Below are 17,252 nucleotides of genomic sequence, written 5' to 3'. Positions count from 1 at the left end.
GCTGGAGCTCTATCCCTCTACCGCGGATCTTTCCCCCCTCAGGGATGCGCGGGAAGAGGAAAGTGCATCCTACCTGGGACGGTCCCCGGCGTCTGCGGAACGTTCGCACGTCCGTTCTCTGAGGGCATCTTTCATACGTCTGCTGGAGGACAGAAATTATGCTGGGAGTGACCTGATTATTTTCGGAGAAAGCGATGCCGTGCCGATGGTGGCTTCTTCCCGCTTGGAAACGGCTCTCAGGAAGGAAATGAAGGAGCATCCGGAGACGGATATTTTCCGGCTGTTCCATCATGCAGTATGGTCTCCGCAAGGGGCTCCGGGGGAATCTGATGAAATCTTGTTTGAAGATTTCAAAACGGGAAAGACGGATGCCAATACCTCCTACGTATGGGGAACGCATGCTCTCGTCATCCCTGCTGCCCGACGCCCCAGGGTGGCCCGGGTTTTTGCCGATTACCGGTTGCCGACTGATATTGCCCTGGAGGCTGCCAACAGCCATGGAGACCTCAAAATCCGTGTGGCCCGCCACAATCTGTTTTACCAGCACGAACGGACTAAGCAGAGACCCGATTGCAAAATTGCTGTTTGTCTCTCATCCTATAAGCGTCTGACGGATTTGCAGAGGCAGATTTGGTGCATGATGGATCAGAGCTATCCGAATCTTCATGTGTTCGCAGCTGTCAAGGGGATACCGGAAGGCACGTACCGCAGAACAGTGCTCCCTCTCTTTGAACATTTTATTCACGAAGGCCGTTTGACGATGCGGCTTTTCCCCAACAAGAACCAGCTATCCAATTTCTTGGACACGATAAGGGATTTGAACGTTTCCGATTACGATCTTTTCGCCAAAATTGACGACGATGATTTGTACGGAAGGGATTATTTCAAGTCAGTCAATAAATTCCATCTGCATCTTCCGCCGGAATTCAGCAGCTTTTATTGCGGGCCGGGCGAATATCTAAGCGTGCGTGGAGGGTATCCCTTCTCCGGAAACGGATTTTTCGGCTGCTTTGGCCCCACCTTGGTATTGAGCCGGGATGTGCTGGAAAAATTAATAATTTGTGAGACCAATCCTCACATGATATCCCAGATCTCGCCCAGGCTCCGTCATGCCGGGTATGGATTTACGGAAGACAACTTCATGCACATGATGATGCTGGATACCGGAAGCAGCAACCGCACCCGGTATGTACAGGAAATGGCCCTGCCAATGCATCTGGCGATTCAGACCGGCAATGCTTCCGTGATGCGCGGAGGGCTGGTTCCGGGAGATTTCCGGGGCAGAAACTGGAACATTTCTACGAATCAGGTTAATGAGGAGCGTCTCATGGAAGTGCATCATCCGCAATGGCATGATATTGTCCGTGTCTTTGGGAACAGGGCGCGCCGTTTTGAACGGGACGACGAAGCGGACGTCCTCTCCGTCACTGATGAGAAAATAACTCTCAAGTGGGATTGCTGGGGCGTGGAGGCGTTTAAAAAGATGGAGGATGGAACCTTCTATTTGTCGAGCGGCGGCAGACAGGAGGAACCTTTTTCTCCCCGGAAAAAAGTGGCTGTCCTGTTTATAGCCACGGGGCGTTATATGACGTTCTGGGAGGAGTTTTATGCGGCCTCCAAACAATATTTCCTGACAGGGCATGATGTGCATTATTTTCTGTTCACGGATCATCCGGAAGTGGAAACCGGCGATGACGTGACTCTTGTCCGCAAGCCGTTTTATCCGTGGCCCATGGAAACCTTGAGAAGGTTTGAGACTTTTTTAACCGTTCGGGAGGAATTGCAGCAATATGACTACATTTATTTCATGAATGGAACTTTGCTTCCCGTAGGGCCTGTCGGTCAGGAAATTTTCCCGATGAACCGGCAGGGTCTCATGGTGACGCTTCATCCGGGGTACTACCAACGCCCCCGTTCCACTTACCCCTACGAAAAAAATGGAATGTCCCGGGCGCGGGTGCTCCATTCCGAAGGAGAATATTATGTCGCCGGAGGCTTTAACGGGGGAAGGGCTGAAGACTATCTCCGCATGTGCCGGGAGTTGGCGGATGCCGTCAGGCGGGATCTTGAGGACGGTGTCATTGCCGTTTGGCACGATGAAAGCCACCTCAATAAATATGTGATTGGCCGGCATCCCCTTGTTTTATCTCCTGAATATTTATTCCCTGAAACATTGGACTTTAATCAAAAAAATCTCATGGCGATCAAACCGAAAGTAAAAATGATCGTAAAGGATAAATCTCTTCAAAAACACGGAGGTCACGCATGGTTGAGGCAACAGATATAAATTCCCGGCAGGTCAAACGTGCCGCTTTTGCGGACTTCTGGCCGGGATTTGATCCACATGATAATATTCTGTCCGCGGTTTTGACGGAAAGACTGGGCATGACCGTTGTGGATGACCAGGATCAGGCGGATTTTTTAATCTACTCCGTTTTTGGAGAAAAACATCAGAACTTTAAGGGGATTCGAGTTTTTTATACGGGGGAATCCGTCAAACCGCGTTGGGATGAGTGCGATTATGCCATTTCATTCATGAAGGGAGATATTCCTTATCCCGAATGTCATTTGAGGATGCCCTGCTGGATGAACAATGGCCCTGTCAGAAGAACGGGAAAAATAGAACAATACTCCAAAGACAGAAAATCCCTTCTGTCCAGGCATACCCGATTTTGCAGCTTTGTGTATTCCAATGGGAATGCTCCGGAAAGAATTCATTTCCTGCGCCTGCTTTCCCGGTACAAGCATGTAGATTGCGGCGGGATGGTCATGAACAACATGGGCTCCTGCGTTCGGGATAAAATAGCTTTCTGCTCCTCCTGCAAATTCACGATTGCCTTTGAAAACTATCCGGCTGCTGGTTACGTGACTGAAAAACTGTTTGATTCTCTTGCCGCTCTTTCCCTTCCCATTTATTGGGGAGCCCCCGATGCAGGGATGGAGGCCAATCCATCCCGGTTCGTCAATGCCGCGGACTTTTCCACCCCGGAGGCCCTGGCTGAATATGTGATTCGTCTTGATCAGGATGAAGACCTTTACCTCAGTTATATGGACGGTCCCGTTTTTGTACCGGGCCAGCCGGACATCGGAGAATATATGAACCGTCTGGCAGAATTCTTTTCCATGATTTCATGCAGCGGGAATATATGCCGGACTGGCAGGCCGCGTACGGAGGCTTGCCGTCTGCATCACGGCTATCCCGTCATGTCCCGTCATGATGACGGAAAACAATGGACGGGAAAGGCGGAACTTCTGCTGCCCCAATCGCTGGCGGCAACTCCGTTTCCCGTGTTCTGTCCGGAAGGGAAGGACACGGCTTCCCAATTCATCCGCAAGCTGGCCATTATTCCGGCTAAAAAACATTCGGAGCGCTGTCCGGATAAAAACAGGCGCTTGTTGAATGGAAGGCCCCTGTTCCTGTATTCCGTTTCCTATGCCCTCCAGGAAGGATTTGTTCCGGTTGTCAGTACGGACAGTGAAGAAGTTCTGGAACGCTGCCGTCGGGAAGGCATCCGGTGCTTCCGGGAGACGGTGGACGACCGCCGAATGGAAAATTGCGTACGCCAGGTATTGACCCGTTTCTCCTGTGACATATTCGCCGTACTTCAGCCGACTTCTCCCTTCCGTCGTCGGGGCCTGTTGCGCCAAATGGCGGAAGACATGGAAAAAGGGAAAATTCAATCCGCCTACACGGCCCGCAAAACCAAAATGATTGGTCACATGGAGGGACATTTCCATCTGGCGCATCGGGAACAGGACGCCAAGAAATTTTTCTATTTTTTTGACGGAAATATTAATGTTGTTACCCGGAAAAAATTTCTGGAATCGGGTACGATGTTTGATGACGGCTCCTGCCCTTACCCGAATGATTTTCCCTGTTGTCTGCAAATTGATACGGAAGAAGAGTGGAAAGCCTTGTCACGGTTAGGTGAATTTAAAGACTGGCAATGTTTTCTGGCTTCAGAAGGGCATAAAAAACGCATTTGCATCGTCTCAAATAAACGTGATTTGAAACGCAACTATTCCTCTTTTGTCGACTCTTGCGACAAAGTAATGAGAATCAGCAAAATGGATAACTTGAATTCCGGTCTGGCGGGAAAAAGGACGGATATTGTTCTTGTTTCCTGCTTCGCCGGATACCTGGCTTTTTCCCCTGAGGAAAGGCATATGGAAATTTTACGCGGAGTCCCGGAAATTTACTTCAACAATGAAGAATTGGGCTATTCCAATGAATTTGCTTGTAGGGAAGGGCTGGAAAACTGGAAATTCATGCCGGGGGAAGTTCACCGCAGCACGGGCAATTTTACCACGTTGAGCAAGGCGCTTTGTCTGGCGGACTATTTATTCCCTGAAGCCCAGCTTTACTATTTGGGAGATACGGATATGAACCTGAGGGCTGCGGGTTCTTCAAAGCATCATGCGCCAACGGAAAATGCCTACATGCAGTCCCTCATTGACAGCGGAAGAGTCATTCCCATTCTGGAAGATGCCGCCGGTGAATTTCATTACTCCGCCCCGGCGCCGCCGGTTTCTTCCCAGGGGAATGTTCCCGCACCGGACTTGCTTCCTGTGGACACCATTCTCATCAGCCATCCTCAGTGGACAGACCAATTTCAGATGAATGAAAAACGGGGACGCCGGCTTCACCGCAATGACCACGCAACCATACTTCAACATGATGAAAACAAACTCGTTCTTAAATGGGATAACTGGGGGACTGAAGAATTTCTGAGGATGGAAGAGGGTAAATATCAGTACCTTGACTATCATTATTCTTCTACCATCAATGAAGTGAACAAATACGCGCGGGAATTGCTCATCAACCCGTATGACGGCTATAACTCCGTGTTCCGGCATTCCAGCCGTCCTTTTATCGGCATGAGGTATCATCAATGGGAGGGGTTGCTGCTGCTGGAACGCATGTATCGTGATGTTGAAAAAGGAATACGAAAGATGCCCCGGCTTCAATCCGTCCTGCTGATGGGGATTTGCAAGGATGCGTTTGCAGCCCTTATTCTGGCGCAGCGATTGAAAAAGGATTTCCCGCATCTTCATATTGGCGTGTGGGGATGCCCATGGCCGGTGGATTTAAGTGGACAGTCTCCTGTATACCGGGGAATAAAAGTTTCCCCATCTCATGAACAGATAAGGAAAAAAAGACCGTTTAAAAATCTTTTGGAGCGTTATGGAGATCCACTCAAACTGCTTCAGCAGCCGGAATCCTCCGGACTTTGTTTGTTTGCTTTTTACAGTACCAGTCAACATTGGACTCTTGATGAAGAAGCGACGAACAGATTGGCTCCTTACCTTCTGAAAACATATGCCTATCAGGCTGGCAGCAAGGAACATCATACTGTTGTTCACGGAAAAATCGTACATCTGGTAAAGGAAAAGCCGGCATTGGTTCAATCCTGGATTGAAGAAATGTTCCGGATGATGGAAACGGAAAGCGGGAACCATGGGGAGGTGAGAAATCTGCGTATATCCGCCTAGGCGTTTCGCAAAATCCCTCAATAATGAAAAATCCCTAATCAAAAAATGGAATGCCAATCACAAAAAACAAAATTGGCCGAAAACATGAAACGGATAGGTTTTCTCCGTATTCTCAATGAAGAAAACGCAGTTATCCCATGTTTGTTGAGCGTAGCTCCCGTTCTGGACCACGTTGTGGTGCTCTGGGCGGATATGGATGACCGCAGCATTGACCTGGTCAAGGAATGGGAACATCACCTTTGCCACGCTTGTCAATGCCGGGTCAGCTTTCTTCATTATCCGCATCATGTCGTTCCTCCTCATTCCGTGGATGACTTGAGGAGCCTTCCCCGGGAAAACAGAATTGACACCTACTTGAATTTCGGCATGGAATTCATTCGCCGTCTTTATGAAGGGCAGCTGTTTTGCGTTTCTAAAATAGACGCTGACCAAATTTATTTTACCCGGGAACTGGAAGCGGCCTTTCAAATGATATCCGGTCCGGAGGATTGCGTCTCCATCCGGGGGCACAATACCCTGGTTCATCAGCAAAGATTGATGATTTATGGTCCTCGGCCTGTAAATGGCGGTGGCGACTCCCTCATCTGCGGCATGAACAACTTGCCCCGCTTTGGAATTGCGGCGCCTTACGAAGTGGATATAACCGCTCATCCGCAGGTGACCCCTTATCCTGATGCCTGCTGGATGCACTTCATGAAAACGGCTAAATACAAAAATGTCATCCGGGAATTTCATGACGATGAAGTCATCCCTCTTTCCCAAAAGCCGGCTCTGCAGGAGTGCTTTCTCTCTCGTATTCTGCCGTTATTGCAGGAGGCAAAAAGCCCGTATGCGCATCTCCGCCTGGACTAGTTCCGTTTGATGCCGGTTGGACAGGAAATCGCATGTTTTCTCGGAAAAACTCTTATCTCACGTCACTCGGATGGACTCTCCCGTTTGCATAGCTTTTACCGACTTTGAATCCGGGTTCAAACCGCAAAACCACATTCTGGGCCTGATCTTGAAAGAACGTTTGGGCGCTGTTTTTGTGGATGACCTGGCCCGTGCCGACTTGCTGATTTATTCAATCTTTGGAAATGCCGCACGTTCCTTTAAAGGTCCTCGTCTGTTTTATACGGAAGAACCTGTTTTGCCGCGCTGGAAGGAAGGATGCTATTCCCTGACAAGCCTGAGAGATGGAACGCTTTCCGGGGACCGTCATTTTCGTTTTCCTGCGTGGTTAAACGCCGACTATATCCGCAGGACGGGTCACATTGAACAATACTCCTCCGTTCCAGGGGATATTCTCAACCGGCATGAAAAATTCTGTAATTTCGTCTATTCCGGGGGAGAATTCCGGGAGGCCATCCGTTTTTTGGAAACTCTTTCCCAATACAAATACGTAGACAGTTCCGGCCAGCTTCTGAACAACACGGGCATGATCGTTAAAGACAAAGTCGAATTCTGCTCCCGGTACAAATTCACCATAGCGTTTGAAAACTATGCTTCCCCCGGTTACATAACGCAAAAACTGACGGATGCTTTTGCTGCCGGAAGCCTGCCCGTCTACTGGGGAGCACCGGATGCCTGCCGCGAATTCAACCCCGGGCGGTTCATCAATGCTCGTGATTTTCGCAATCATGCGGAACTGGTCCGGTATGTGGAGCACCTGGACAGGAATGTTGACGAATACCTCTCCTACTTCAAGGGCCCCTTGTTTGACGAGGGACAGATCGGCGTGGATGGCCTGCTGGATGAAGCAGCCTTGTTTTTCAAGAAAATTTTCAGGGAGGGAAATGCCGGGCGGCAGCCTGCCTCCATGGAGGGAAAGGACGAACCGTTGCTTCACGGGGGAGTTTTTATGCCGCGGTATGACGATGGGAAACCATGGACGGTTTCGGAAACAGTTTCTCCTTCTCAGAAACGGCCACTTGGACGGCCATTCAATATGGCGGCATGCATTGCATCATACAAGCGGGTGGAAGACCTCCTTCGCCAGATTCTCTGCATGATGAACCAGAGCTATCCACATCTGCATGTATTTGCAGCAGTTAAGGGAGTTTCGGCTGAAACGGCCCGCAGGATTCTGCTTCCCCATGTGCAGCCGTTCATCGATGCCGGAAGAGTGACGCTGCGCCTCTGCCCTAACAGAAACCAGCTTACCAACTTTATGGATACCGTCCGTGGCCTGGATATTTCATCCTATGACCTTTTTGCCAAGATTGACGATGATGACTTCTATGACCCGGACTACTTCCGGCATGTTGCCGATTTTCATGCCTTGTTGCCCGATGGTTATTCAAGCTGCCACCGTGGGGAGGGCCTGTGGCTGAAACGGCATGAAGGATACCCTTATCTGGAAAAGTCCTTCCTGCTGGCCCTGGGGCCGGCTCAAATCATGTCACGGCGGGTCATGGAGGATCTGCTGGCTTGGGAAACCGACCGCGCGGCTATGAAGGAAGCCATGTACCGTTGTTTAAGGCAAACGGGATTCTATCAATTTGGCTTTGCGGAAGACCAGCTATTCCAGACCGTCATGCTGGAACACGGGTGTGCTGACATAGCTCCCTATCTGAAAAAGCGGGGAATTCACAGCCATCTGATTATGCAAAAAAGCAATGCTTCCATCATGCGGGGAGGTACTGTTTCCGAGGAATTCCGGAAAATGCAGAACGGTGCTTCTACAGATGCCGGGAATGATGAACACCTCGTGGACATCATCCATTCTGACTGGAAAGGATGCATGAAAATCAGCAATGGACGGGCCATTCGCCTGGACGGCCCTCGGGATGAAGCCGACGTGCTGTCTCTGACCGGAGTGGAAATCACATTGAAATGGGATAAATGGGGCGTGGAAACCTTTACGAAAATGGAAGAAGGCGCCTACCGTTTACGGAAGAAGGAAGAAGCCGCCTTCCTTCAATCTCCTCCCCATGCCTCCTCCCTTATTCATTTGCGCCAGCAGGATTGGACGGATGGCTTGTGCATCACGGGAAACAGGGGAAAGCGTTTAAATTGCAACGATGGAGGCGAAATCCTTGAATACTCGGACAAAAAACTCGTCATAGGCTGGGATTACTGGGGAAAGGAAACCTTTCTTCGCAGAGAAGACGGTAATTACTGGTTCTCTTCCTATTCATTCATGGCGCCGGACTCTTCTATTGCGGATGAATATGTCATTGCTCTCTGCGGCGCCCCGGAAAAACCGTGGCTGCATTCAACGGGGCGTCCCGTCATTCGTATCCGTTATTCTTCCTGGAACCTGGAAGACCATTTGGACAACATGAAACGGGATATCCTTGAATTTCTCGCCGCCACCCCGCATGCGAAGCGCATTCTCCTGGCAGGGAGGGCGGAAGAAGCCGTTGCCTGCCTTCTTCTCGCTTCATGCATTAAAAAACGCTATCCTTCCGTCCGGACCGGAATTCTCGGAATGCCGTGGAATGTCGGCCCGGAAAGCCGGCATACAGAGGAAAACTGTCCTCAAGAAAAACGTCTCCGGGTCAATCCGTCGTTGCTGCTTAAGGAAAACCGGGCGCAAGGAATCGATACTTGCGCGTACGCTTTCCATGTAAGCAACAGTAACCCGGAACAAGTGGAAAACAATCTCCGGAATCTCCTTGATTCTCTCCAGATCATTTACAATTTCTCGCCCCCCTGCGGTTGGGGGGAAAAAGATGAATGCAAGGGTGCAAAAAACTTCATTCAGCAATATCCGGAAATATTCAAGCGCATGGCGGATTGCTGTTTTGACGACTTGAAAGGAAAATCCGCCCCACCGGAATATATCGATCTGAACGCATGGATCATGGAAGATAGATAAAAATTAGAGTTATTTACTTGTTACTAAGTATATAGGTCCCTTTTGAAAAGATGTACAGGAGATTCATGCCACAGCACAGAACACTACAGCCTGGAAACGAAAAACCTTGAGAAACCGAGGGTTTTACTCATCTTAAAATCTGAAAACTGGCGGAGAGAGTGGGATTCGAACCCACGGTGGGTTGCCCCACGGCGGTTTTCAAGACCGCTGCATTAAACCGCTCTGCCATCTCTCCATGCAACAAGCGCGGGCATAAGCTACCGTGAGGAGGGCGGTTCTGTAAAGTCCTATTCACGTCTGCCCGCAGGTTTGTGGAGATGGCATGAGTGCCTGTGCTTCATGAAATTTTGTGCTGCCGGTGGAGATGTTTTATCCCTGACCAGCAGGGGAATGCGGAGACCGGTAGTGCATTTTACGCCGGGAATCAAGGGGAATTTGGGTTGGGTATTACTCTCAGGGGCTGTATAATGCCGGGCATGAAAGGCTCCCGCATTCTTGTCCTGACCGGGCCCGGCAAGGGAAAGACGACTTCCGCCTTCGGCATGGCCCTGCGCGCGTTGGGGCATGGCGGGAAAGTGGCCGTAATTCAGTTTATCAAGCACGACGGTTCCTATGGGGAGGTGGTGGCTCTCCGGCAGTTTCCGAATGCGGAGGTGGTCTGTTCCGGGGCCGGATTTACGGGCCGCGCCAGGGATGAAGAGTCCCGTGAACGCCACGCTTCCGCCGCCCGTGACGGCTGGCGGCTGGCCCGGCAGAGGCTGGAGGACGAATCCTTGAAAACCGTGATTCTGGACGAGATTTTTTACCCCCTGAATTACGGTTTCATTTCCGTTGTGGAAGTCGTGGATGCTTTGAAAAAAATTACCCCCGGAAAGGTCGTTGTCCTGACAGGCCGGGATGCTCCGGAGGAAATGATCGCCGTGGCCGATACCGTGAGCCGGATTGAATGTGTCAGGCATGCCTTTCAGCAGGGAATCAAGGCTCAGAGGAATGTTGAGTTTTAAGATATTCTCTTCTGAAAACTCTCAGGTAAACCTGTTCTCCGCCGTAGGCCATTCCTCTCTTCATTCCTGCGTCGCCCTGAATTCCGGTGGAAGCTGTTCCATGAGTTTCTGGGCGCATTCCCGGGGCGTCGCTTCCGATGTGTCTATGGAGAAGTCATGCGGGAAATTCTGGTGAATGCTTCCGTATTGGCGCTCCGCATGGGCCGGGTCCGGAGTCCGGTCGGTACGGTTCCGCTCGCGTTCCAGCAGGATGTCCTCCCGGCAGTCCACTTTGATGAGGGCGCGGGGAATGCCGCTCAGGCGGTTCAGGAGGTCTTGAACCCAGGCGCGGGATTCGCCGATGACGTGGTCCACGATGACCAGGGCGCCTTTCCGCGCGGCCTCCGCAATGGCGGCGTGGAAGGACTCGATGAAGGGGAGCCCGGTTTCCCGGACGGCGTCCAGGGCGTTTTCATGCCTTCCCCGGCTCATGGCCAGATAATCGTCCATGGAGAAGATCATGGCATTCCCCTTCATCAGGCGCTGCATGGACCGGGCCAGCGTGCTCTTTCCCGCGCTGGAGGCTCCGTTGAGCAGGATGACGCGCCCCAGCCCCGGCTGAGGCTCCTGCGGGTGGTCCGGGGTTTCCGTTCCCCAGTACAGGTGGATGTAGCCGGCCTTCACGTTCCCATCCGCCACTCCTTCCCGGCTCTTGTTTCCATTCTTGTCCGTCACTGTGTAAAGGGGCGGGTAGGGCCGGTTCAGTTCAATTCGGGACCAATGGAATTCATGGCCGCGGATGCGGGTGAAAGGCAGCCCGAACGGGGCTCCCGTTTCCATCATGGCTTCCCGGTATCCCAGGGAACGGAGTTTTTCCCCCATCCGCGCCGTCCCGTCAATGACTCCGCACATGTTCCTGCTTGTCCCGTCCGGAAGCGCCAGTTCCTTGCATAGGTACATGTAACCGCCGCATTCGGCAAAGATTTCCCCTCCGTTCCGGGCAAATTCCAGGATGGCCTTCCGCATGGCCTCATTGCTTTCCAGGCGGCTTGCGAAGGTTTCCGGATAGCCGCCCCCCAGGTAGAGGGCCTGGGTTCCTTCCGGAAGGGCGGTGTCTTCCAGCGGAGAAAAGCAGGTGATGTCCCAGCCCGTTTGCTTCAGCCGTTCCAGGTTGTCCCCGTAGTAAAAACAGAAGGCATTATCCCGGGCTACGGCCAGAATCCCGTGGGGAGGGGCGGGCGGCAGGGGAACTTTCAGCGGTTCCGGACGTCTGCGTTCCGTGATGTTCATCAGCAGTTCCCAGTTGACGCGCTTTTCTGCCTCTGCCGCCAGCCGGAGGAACCAGGATTGCTGCCGGGCTTCCTCTTCCGCGGGAACCAGGCCCAGCTGCCGTTCCGGGAGCGTCCATTCCGCGTTTTTGGGGAACGCCGCCACCAGCGGCGGCATCCTGTGGTGGTCCAGCGCCCGGCGCAGAAGGTCTGCGTGCGCGGCGCTTCCCACGCCGTTGGCAATAACTCCCGCTATGTTCAGGCCGGGATGGTGCTGGGAGAAGCCGCGGACGACGGCGGCAATGGATCCCGCCATGCCCCGCGCCTGAACCACCAGCAGGACGGGCAATCCGAGCGTAAGGGCGCAGTCCGCCGTGCTTCCTTCCAGGCTTTCCGGCGTTCTGGCGTCAAAGAGGCCCATGACCCCTTCGCAAATAGCGATGTCCGCGCAGGAGGCGTGCCGTGCCCATTGGGAACGGACTCCGTTTTTCCCCATCATCCACGTATCCAGATTGAAGGAAGGCAATCCCGTCGCCTGCCGGTGGAAGGAGGGGTCAATGTAGTCCGGGCCGCACTTGAAGGCCTGCACGCGTAATCCCCGGGCGGAGAGCGCCGCCATCAGGGCGAGGGATACCGTGGTCTTGCCTCCCCCGGACTGGGTGGAGGCGATGCAGAAGGCGTGAAAAGGCTTATTCATGGGAAACAGGCAAATTCTGCGGATGCTGTCTTTCCGGATCAGGTCAGGATATTCCGTATTTGTCGGCGTAGCCTCTCCGTTCAAAAAGGACGTCTCCGTCCCTGATGGTCCTGGGGCCTCCCAGAAGCACCAGCGTGGACATGTCCACGTCCTCCAGCGGGAATTCGTCCAGCGTCCCCACCCATTTCCGTTGGGCCGGGCGCCCCGCGTGCTTCACGTAGGCGCAGAGGTTTTTCCCCCCGCGTTGGTTCCGGAAGATGCGCAGGGCCTCCTCCAGCAGATGGCGGCGTTTGCGTCCGGCGGGGTTGTAAAGGACCACGGGCAGCGCCGTTCCGGCGCTTTGCTCCAGGTTGGCACGGATTTCCTCCGCAGGGACCAGCAGGTCGGACAGGCTCAACAGGCAGAAGCCGTTCTGGAGGGGCGCCCCCAGCGCGGAGGCGGAAATGCTGGCCGCCGTAATTCCCGGGAGCACTTCAATGCGGACCGGGGAAAAGCGTTCGTTTTCCTTCCTCATTTCGTAGAGCAGCCCGGCCATGGCCAGGATGCCCGGGTCACCGGAGCAGACCATGCAGACATTTTCCCCGTTCAGAGCCGCTTCCAGCGCGGCCGTGCACCGCGGCACTTCCCCCATCATCCCGGTCTGGATCATCTTTTTCCCGTGGATGCGTTCCCGGATGAAATCCAGGTATTTGGTGTAGCCGGCTATGCAGGTGCATTGCTCCATGGCTGCCGCCGCTTCCGGCGTAAGCTGGCCCGGAGACCCGGACCCCAGCCCGATGACGATGACATTTCCGGCTCCTTGACGGGCCTTGTTCCGGCTGCCGTGCGGGCACGTTGCCAGGGCCAGCGTGACGTTCCCGCCGCAAACGGTTTTAGGAGTGCTGATTTTACCCCCGGAGGCCAGAATGGCGGAAGCCTCGGAAACGGAATGAGTCCCCGTTTTTTCAAAAACGGCGTCTGACGGCGTGGGGATTTCCACGCTGTCCAGCTGCGCGGGCGTAAAAACCTGGAACGGCACTCCCCATTGTTCAGCCAGGGCCAGGATGGCCGACTCCTGCTCCTTGAGCGTGCAGGAGGCAAGGGCTTTCAACTGGGTACGGGAGATTCCCTCCCGGTGCAGAAATTCCTCCGCGCTTTGTTTCAACAGGTCGGGGTCCGTCCCTTTTTTACAGCCTATTCCAAGCACGAAGGAGGCGGACCGGATGGACAGTACAGGCGTTTCCCCCCCGGTTTCTGGCGGAACCGCATCCCAGTACACGGCGGGAGTATCCGGCGTTTCCGTGGTATCCTTACCGCCCGTTTCCGCCGGAATGACCTTGGGGCAGTCCTTCCAGTAACGTTCGTAAATCTCCTGCGGACCGTGGAAGAGGATGGTGTCTCCGGCCAGCAGGGCGGCGTTCAGGGTTTTAATGGCGTCCGGATTGAGAACACAGGCCTTTTCCCTGGCCGCCGCTTCGTCAAAGGCGGTCATTCCCCGCGTATCCGTGGCGGTGGTGATGACGGCTTCCCCTCCGCTGATGCGGGCCAGCCTGCGCGCCAGGCGGTTGCCGCCGCCCAGGTGCCCGGAGAGCAGGGGAATAAGGTGGGAACCGGATTCGGAGCAGGAAAGCACCGCCGGGTCCGTGGCCTTGTCCCGGAGCAGGGGAGCGGTTTTCCTGATGGCGATGCCCGTGGCCCCCACAAAGACGTGGGCGTCAAACTGGTTCCACTGCCGGGCCAGAAGCTGGTCAAAATCTTCCGGCTTCACCCGGTTCACTCCTTCTTCCTCCTCATTCCTGCATACGGAGTAAATAACGGTTTTTCCCAGGGACTGGGATATTTCAGCCGCCTTCCGGGCGCCCTTGGCCGTGAAGGCGTAAAAGGCGCAGCTTCCGTTGAACCGTTCGTCTTCCTTCTCATTCCGGTAGCCGTGGCTGAATTGGCCGTGATAGAGCAGGGACTGCCCGCAGTCGTGCGCGCCGATGGCGTCACCCACCAGGATGAGGGCCTGCCTGCCGATGCCCGCCCGCGCCGTTTCCGCCGCGATGGTGGACAGCGTGCCGCGGATGATCTTTTCATCCGGCCAGGTGGCGCGGTACACTACCGCCGCCGCCGTATCGGGGGATTTCCCGGCGGAGATAAGCCGTGCGGCCAGTTCATCCAGCTTCCCCGCGCTGAGGAAGAATGCCAGCGTGGCGCCCGTTTTGGCAAAGGCCTCGCAGGCTTCCCCGGAGGGCATGGGCGTTCTTCCCGGGGTGCGCGTCAGCACCAGGCTCTGGGCAATTCCGGGATAGGTCAGCTCCGTGCGCAAGGCCGCGGCGGCGGCAAAAACGCTGCTGACTCCCGGCACCACAATGGATTCAATGCCCTTTTTGTCAAGCAGGTCGAATTGCTCCGCGATGGCTCCGTACATGGACGGGTCCCCCGTGTGGAGGCGCACCACCTTCTTTCCTTCCAGCACCCCCCGTGCCATGACTTCCACCTGTTCCTCCAGGTTCATTCTGGCGCTGTCATGAAGTTCCGCCTCCGGGCGGCAGCGCTTGAGGTGCCCCGGGTTGACCAGGGACCCGGCATACACGACTACGTCGGCCTCCTTCAGGAGGGCGGCGCCTCGTTCGGTAATCAGGTCTTCGGCCCCGGGGCCGGCTCCTATGAAATGGATGGGAAAACGGGCGGTATTCATGCGCGGGAATAGGTGAAAAGGGTGATGCGGTTGCCGTGCCGCAGATGGTGGTAGGTTCCGGCAATGGGAGATTCGGAGGCGATGTCCAGGGAGAACATCCCCGTGCGTGCGGCGGCGTTCCAGCCGTAAAGCAGGTGCTCGCTTTCCGTGGTTACGGCGGAGGCTACCAGAAGGCCGCCGGGGTTCAGGGCGTCAAAACAGGCCTGCATGATGGATTCCAGCCCGGCGCCCCCTCCTCCCGTGAAAATGCGGTCGGGCTTGGGCAACGCGTCCAGGGCCTCCGGCGCTTCTCCCTGCATGCAGGCGTAATTCACGCACCCCAGCTTCCGGCAGTTCCGGCGGATCAGTTCCAGGCGGCCAGCCTGCCGTTCCAGCCCGTACACGGAAAGTCCGGGGCGCAGGGCGGCGGCTTCCAGGCCGATGGAGCCGCTTCCGGCTCCCACGTCCCACAGCACGCCCCAGGCAGGTAGGCGCAGCTTGGACAGGATGACCGCCCTCACTTCCTCCGCCGTAATCAGGTTGTTCTCCTTTTCATAAAAGTCCGCCGGCAGTCCCAGCGGCAGGACGGGCGCGGCTCCGGGGCGGTTGTCCGGCAGCAGCAGGAGCATGGAAGTAGGGGAGCATTCCTCCCGGGCCAGCTCCGCCAGGGTTCCTTGCAGAATGCGCTCGTCAGCCATTCCCAGGCATTGGGCCGCCACGGCGGAACGCCCCGCCGCTGACGGATGGAACTCCATGGCCGCCGCGGCCAGGCGGCAGGCGGTGAAGGGATGGCCACCGTAGATGACGGCGAGCGGCTGGGCCAGAATTTCCCCCCACGGAATATATTCCGTGCTGTGCGCGCTGAAGCACCGGGCGCGGTCCCACGGCATGCCCAGGCGGTGGAACAGGGCCTGGAACGCGGTGGGGGCCGGGATGAATTCCAGCCTGTCCCCGTCACAGGCCAGGGACCGGAGCGTGCCTCCCATCCCGTGAAACAGGGCGTCTCCGGAAGCCAGCACCACCACGTTTCCGCCCTGCCGGGCTTCTTCCAGCGCCTCCCGCGCCTGTTCCCGCGCGTTCCTGCCGATGGGGACGCGCCGTGCGTTGCAGGGCGGGCACTCCTTCAGCAGGGCGGCGGAAGCGTACAGGCTCTGCGCCTCTGCCAGTTTGTCCAGCAGGGCCGGGGAGGGGTGAAGCGGGCCTATGCCGCAGGAAAAAACGGTCAGGGGAGGCATGGAGGTATGTCGAGAAGAAGGTTGCCGGAAAAACCGGAGATCAGGAAACGGACGGGCAGGCCGGGCACGTGGCGCTGAAACTGGCGCCGGGCTTCCGCGGCCAGGTCCCGGTACAGGGAAAGGTGGGCCTCTTCCGGAACCAGCGCCAGCGCCTGGCGTACGGAGGAACAGGCCAGAATGCTCCGCCGCGCTTCATCCGCCAGCGCGGCATGGCGTTCCGCCGTGCGGAGAAAAAGCTGCATATCCTGCGCCACCTTGTGGGCGTGGGTATTGGCAAATCCGGCGGCGTACTTGCAGAGCTTGCCCGGCATGCAGGCCACTACGGCTTCCGCCATGCCCTGTTCTCCTGCGCTCTGAAGGCTTTCCGCAATGAAATCCCCAATGCAGATGAAGGAGATGGAGGGGTATCCCGGCAGAAGGGACTTGGCCAGCGCGGCCGTCCTCCCCCCCGTGCAGAAGACCGCCTTGTCAAAGCCGGAGAGCCGGGTGGAGCGCACGCAGATGCGGATGGTGGCAATATAGGCTTCATGGCTGTACGGGCGCACGATGCCGCTGGTGCCTAAAATGGAGATTCCCCCCACCACGCCAAGCAGGGGATTGAGCGTTTTCCCGGCAAGCCGTTCCCCGTCCCGGACGCGGATTTCTGCCAGCCAGCAGCCTTCCCGCATCCCGGAGCGGGCCAGGTTGTCCGCAATCATGCGCCGCGGTCCCTGGTTGATGGCCCATTTGTGCTGTTCGCAGTCCAGTCCCGGAAGCGTGCACAGGCCTATGCCCCCGGCAGAGCGCAGGATAAGGGTGGCCCCATGGATGGATAGAAGGTAATCCTCCGGGGCGGCTTCTTCCGGAACAGCCGCCCGGACGCGCGCCTCCATCACGGCTCCGTGGGTGCAGTCCGGGTCATCCCCTCCGTCCTTGATGATTCTGGAAAATCCCGGCTCACTGGCCGCCAGCGGGAGCGTTCTCGTTTCTCCGTCCGGAAAAAGCAGGGGAATGGATTCGCTGATGTTCTCGCCGTTCAGCGTCCTCCACGCGGCCGTGATGGCGGCGGCGGCATTGGCCCCGGTGGAAAATCCTTTCCGGAGCGGCTGGGGGAAGGGGGAGGACATGGGACGGAATACGGCGGATGGGGAGGA

The 17,252-nt window shown here is 55.8% G+C and carries 9 protein-coding genes, 1 tRNA gene and 1 pseudogene; 6 read left to right on the top strand and 5 right to left on the bottom strand.

Features of this window, described 5'->3' with window-relative positions; translation table 11 throughout:
* The first annotated feature begins 247 nt into the window (after positions 1-247).
* From J5W70_RS12610 to J5W70_RS12595, 5 genes and pseudogenes are all read left to right on the top strand, one after another.
* Entirely contained in the window at positions 248-2,287 is a 2,040-nt protein-coding gene (locus J5W70_RS12610; protein WP_180973626.1) for a glycosyltransferase family protein, read from the top strand.
* Positions 2,266-5,493: a glycosyltransferase family 10 domain-containing protein gene (locus tag J5W70_RS12605; RefSeq protein WP_102728057.1), complete on the top strand. Its 3,228-nt coding sequence runs from the start codon at positions 2,266-2,268 to the stop codon at positions 5,491-5,493. Before J5W70_RS12610 ends, J5W70_RS12605 begins: the two co-directional genes overlap by 22 nt.
* An 84-nt stretch (positions 5,494-5,577) precedes the next feature.
* Positions 5,578-6,345, top strand: a complete 768-nt coding sequence (locus tag J5W70_RS12600) for a beta-1 4-N-acetylgalactosaminyltransferase CgtA (protein ID WP_022397417.1) — start codon at positions 5,578-5,580, stop codon at positions 6,343-6,345.
* Between the two features lie 70 nt (positions 6,346-6,415).
* Positions 6,416-7,120 (top strand): annotated as a pseudogene (locus J5W70_RS13030) (glycosyltransferase family 10 domain-containing protein); the annotation flags it as partial.
* Between the two features lie 300 nt (positions 7,121-7,420).
* Positions 7,421-9,295: a hypothetical protein gene (locus J5W70_RS12595; protein ID WP_257228295.1), complete on the top strand. Its 1,875-nt coding sequence runs from the start codon at positions 7,421-7,423 to the stop codon at positions 9,293-9,295.
* Positions 9,296-9,442: 147 nt separating this feature from the next.
* Here J5W70_RS12595 and J5W70_RS12590 read toward each other — a convergent pair.
* Positions 9,443-9,530 (bottom strand) — tRNA-Ser (locus tag J5W70_RS12590).
* 241 nt (positions 9,531-9,771) lie between these two features.
* Here J5W70_RS12590 and cobO point away from each other — a divergent pair.
* Positions 9,772-10,299 (top strand): cob(I)yrinic acid a,c-diamide adenosyltransferase, encoded by a 528-nt coding sequence (cobO, locus tag J5W70_RS12585; protein ID WP_215832853.1) that lies wholly within the window; start codon positions 9,772-9,774, stop codon positions 10,297-10,299.
* A gap of 60 nt (positions 10,300-10,359) precedes the next feature.
* On the opposite strand, the gene J5W70_RS12580 is transcribed toward cobO, so the two are convergent.
* Genes J5W70_RS12580 through cbiD form a run of 4 tightly spaced genes read right to left on the bottom strand, consistent with a single transcriptional unit; the run spans position 10,360 to position 17,225 of the window.
* Complete coding sequence (locus J5W70_RS12580) at positions 10,360-12,243, bottom strand: cobyrinic acid a,c-diamide synthase CobB (protein WP_022397414.1); 1,884 nt, start codon at positions 12,241-12,243, stop codon at positions 10,360-10,362.
* A 43-nt stretch (positions 12,244-12,286) separates the two neighbouring features.
* The gene (gene cobM, locus J5W70_RS12575; RefSeq protein ID WP_022397413.1) at positions 12,287-14,905 is read right to left on the bottom strand and encodes a precorrin-4 C(11)-methyltransferase; all 2,619 of its coding nucleotides are present in this window, start codon (positions 14,903-14,905) and stop codon (positions 12,287-12,289) included.
* A complete protein-coding gene (gene cbiT / locus J5W70_RS12570) occupies positions 14,902-16,119 on the bottom strand; it encodes a precorrin-6Y C5,15-methyltransferase (decarboxylating) subunit CbiT (RefSeq protein WP_022397412.1) in 1,218 nt (405 codons plus the stop codon). Before cbiT ends, cobM begins: the two co-directional genes overlap by 4 nt.
* Complete coding sequence (cbiD, locus tag J5W70_RS12565) at positions 16,107-17,225, bottom strand: cobalt-precorrin-5B (C(1))-methyltransferase CbiD (RefSeq protein WP_022397411.1); 1,119 nt, start codon at positions 17,223-17,225, stop codon at positions 16,107-16,109. Before cbiD ends, cbiT begins: the two co-directional genes overlap by 13 nt.
* Positions 17,226-17,252 lie beyond the last annotated feature (27 nt).

Origin of the sequence: Akkermansia massiliensis (assembly GCF_018847375.1) — a bacterium.
GTDB classification, from domain to species: Bacteria; Verrucomicrobiota; Verrucomicrobiia; order Verrucomicrobiales; family Akkermansiaceae; genus Akkermansia; species Akkermansia massiliensis.
Note: the sequence above shows the minus strand (reverse complement) of the source record. Positions and strands in the feature narration are given on the sequence as shown.